The following is a 3367-nucleotide window of genomic DNA, read 5'->3' as shown; positions in this document are numbered from 1 at the left end:
TGTTGACCGTCGTTTGCGATGACGACGTGGGGGTTGGTGTCCGTCGCTGACGTTTCAGACGTTGGCTGAGCGCCGGCGTGCGTGTCGATCTTTGTGGTCGGCGTCGTCACTGTGCCGGGTTTGTGAAGAATGCATCGACGAAGACGACGACGGCCCTCCCGCCGTTTGTCGTGGTGGACCGCTGCGGGAGGGCCGTGCTGGATGCGCGGAGGCATCGTGGTCACGGTAGAGGCTGATCCGGTTCGGGTCGAGTTGCGGTTGGCGGCGGGGCAGGTGGGTTGTCCGGGCTGTCGGGGTGTGTTGCATCCGTGGGGGTGGGCGCGCCCGCGCGTGGTGTTTGGGATCGCTGGGGTGTTGCGTCCGCGGCGGGCTCGCTGTCCGGGGTGTGGGGTCACGCACGTGCTGCTGCCGGTCACGGTGCTGGTGCGGCGGGCGTACGCGGCCGAGGTGATCGGGGCGGCGTTGCTGGCTCGCGCGGCCGGGTCGGGTCACCGGTCGATCGGGAGGCAGTTGGGTGTTCCGGCGGCGACGGTGCGGGGCTGGCTGCGGGTGCTGGGCGGCCGGTTGGAGTCGGTGCGGTTGCACTTGTTGCAGGTGGCCGGCCGGGCTGGGGTGGACTGGCCGGTGCCTGAGGCGCTGGGTTCGCCGTGGCGTGACGTGCTGGCCGCGTTGGGGGCCGCGACTGCGGCGGTGACCGGCCGGTTCGGCACGCTTGGGGTCGTCGGCCCGGTGACGGCTTGGCAGGTCGCTGCGGCGTGTTCGGGTAGTCGGCTGCTCGCGCCGGGCTGGCCACCGCGGCACCTCGTTGCCGCTGGCAACACCAGTTCCCTCTGACGCGCAGCACGGACATACGGAATCCTCGCGAGGGTTGCTGCCCGGCCGGTCCCGGCCGGGCATTCCCTTACTGAATAGAGGTTTTCGTGGCCAGCACACATGACCAAGACGGCATCAAGCGCCGTGAGCGGGCGCAGCAGGTGGCGTTGTTCCGTTACCAGTTGATCTGCCCTGCGCTGGACCCAGGGCTGTCGACCAAGGCGCGCGGCAAGATCGTGCGGGCGATCGCCGCCGGCACGCATGCCGGCCCGTTCGGCGGGCAGCACTGCTATTCCCGCGACACCCTGGACCGGTGGATCCGCCGTTACCGGGCCGGCGGTTTCGATGCCCTGGCCCCGTCGATCCGCCAGCCCGGCGCCCGGATCGACACCGGGGTGCTGGAGCTGGCGGTCGCGCTGAAGCGGGAGAACCCGGCCCGCACCGCGGCGCAGGTCGCGCGGATCCTGCGCGCCAGCAGCGGCTATTCGCCGTCGGAGTCCACGCTGCTGCGCCTGTTCCACCGCCGCGAGCTGATGGGCCCGGCCGCCGGGGGCGGTGTGGTGTTCGGCCGGTTCGAGGCCGAGGCACCGAACGAGCGGTGGGTCGGGGACGCGTTGCACGGCCCGCGCGTCGGCGGCCGCAAGACCTACCTGTTCGCGTTCCTGGATGATCATTCCCGGCTTGCGACCGGTTACCGGTTCGGGTTCGCCGAGGACACCGTGCGGCTGGCCGCCGCGCTGGAACCGGCGCTCGCCTCACGTGGCGTGCCAGGCGCTTGCTACGTCGACAACGGTTCGGCCTACGTTGATTCCTGGCTGTTGCGGGCCTGCGGCAAGCTCGGCATCCGGCTGGTGCACTCCACCCCGCACCGGCCGCAGGGCCGCGGCAAAATTGAACGCTTCTTCCGCACCGTGCGCGACCAGTTCCTCGTCGAAGTCGCCGACACCAACGCCGATCAGCTGGCCGGCAAGCAGCTCACTCCCGCCGCGGGCCTGCTCGAACTCAACGCCCTGTTCACCGCCTGGGTGGAAAGTGTCTATCACCACCAGGTGCACTCCGAGACCCAGCAGAGCCCTCTAACACGGTGGAACGACGGCTGGCAGCGCCTCGGCCACGGCCCGGTCATGCCCGCGACACAGGCGCTGACCGAGGCGTTCTTGTGGTCAGCGCACCGCACCGTCACCAAGACCGCGACCGTGTCGCTGCACGGCAACACCTACCAGGTCGAGGCCGCACTGGCCGGGCGGAAGGTGGAGCTGGTGTTCTCCCCGTTCAACCTGGAAGTCATCGAGGTCCGCCACGGCGACAAGAGCTTCGGACACGCGGTGCCGCACATGATCACCCGCCACGCGCACCCGAAAGCCCGACCGGAAACACCCGAACCCGCCCCCGCGCCGGCCACCGGGATCGCCTACCTGCAACTGGTCGCCGACGCCCACCAGCAGCAGGTGATCGACGACGAACGCATCGGCTTCCACGCCCTCTACTCGGCCGCGCCCGACCAGAATCCCGACCAGATCCCTGGGCAACTGTCCTTCGATGACCTCACCGATAACGCAGCCAACACCGGCGCGCAGGAGGCCGGCCGGTGAGCATCTTGAACCTGCAGTCGCATTTCGGTTTCACCAGAATGCCGTTCGGCCGCGGCCTGGCTCCGTCGATGCTGCACCGCCACGGTGGGCACGCCGAGGCCGTGGCCCGGATCGCCTGGTGCGTCGACCAGCACGCCCTCGGTGTGATCACCGGCGAGGTCGGCGCCGGCAAGACCGTCGCCGTCCGCGCTGCGACCGCCGCACTCGACTCCTCCCGGCACGCGATCATCTACCTGGCCAACCCGTCGGTCGGGGTCCGCGGCATGCTGCACCACATCGTCTCCGCGCTCGGGCAGGTCCCCAACTTCCACACCGCCACCCTCGTCCCACAGGCCGCCGACGCCCTCGCCGCCGAACACGCCGAACGCGGCCGCACCCCAGTCGTGATCTTCGACGAGGCACACCTGCTCGACAACCCCCAGATGGAAGCCGTCCGCATGCTCACCAACCACGACATGGACTCCGGCGCCCCGTTCGCCACGCTGCTGATCGGGCAACCCACCCTGCGACAACGGCTACGCCTCGGGGTGCTCGCCGCCCTCGACCAGAGGATCTCAGTCCGCTACGCCCTCACCGGCATGGACGCGACCGAAACCGCCGACTACCTCACCCACCACCTCAAGATCGCCGGGCGCACCGACACCTTGTTCAGCGCCGACGCGATCACCCTGATCCACAACGCCTCTCGTGGCTACCCCCGCGCCGTGAACAACCTCGCCGTCAACGCCCTCACCGCAGCGTTCGCCCGCAACAACCCAATCGTCGACGAGAAGGCAACCCGGATCGCCATCTCCGAAACCGGCGCCGACTGAACACAACCCGGTGGCATCATCACCACGCCGAGCACCCCGTCAGCGAGCCGACCAAGGCCCCGTCCGCGACCAGCGAGCGGGGCCTTCCCACACCCCGCCCATCGGCAACACCGGTGACGCCTTCATCTGCAAGATGAACGACGGGCAACA

The 3367-nt window shown here is 69.6% G+C and carries 3 protein-coding genes; all 3 read left to right on the top strand.

Annotated elements, in window-relative coordinates:
- Nucleotides 1–399: 399 nt before the first annotated feature.
- The 3 genes from EV643_RS43815 to EV643_RS43805 all read left to right on the top strand — a co-directional run bounded on the left by EV643_RS43815 (nucleotide 400) and on the right by EV643_RS43805 (nucleotide 3217).
- Nucleotides 400–834 carry a helix-turn-helix domain-containing protein gene (locus EV643_RS43815; protein ID WP_238166228.1) on the top strand — a complete coding sequence of 145 codons (435 nt, stop codon included), beginning with the start codon at nucleotides 400–402 and terminating at the stop codon, nucleotides 832–834.
- A gap of 86 nt (nucleotides 835–920) precedes the next feature.
- A complete protein-coding gene (locus EV643_RS43810) occupies nucleotides 921–2405 on the top strand; it encodes a DDE-type integrase/transposase/recombinase (RefSeq protein ID WP_133806149.1) in 1485 nt (494 codons plus the stop codon).
- A complete protein-coding gene (locus EV643_RS43805) occupies nucleotides 2402–3217 on the top strand; it encodes an ExeA family protein (protein WP_133806148.1) in 816 nt (271 codons plus the stop codon). Before EV643_RS43810 ends, EV643_RS43805 begins: the two co-directional genes overlap by 4 nt.
- Nucleotides 3218–3367 lie beyond the last annotated feature (150 nt).

It is taken from the genome of Kribbella caucasensis, from assembly GCF_004361855.1.
GTDB lineage: Bacteria > Actinomycetota > Actinomycetes > Propionibacteriales > Kribbellaceae > Kribbella > Kribbella caucasensis.
The sequence above is the reverse complement of the archived record's forward strand: the minus strand, read 5'-3'. Positions and strand labels throughout refer to the sequence as shown.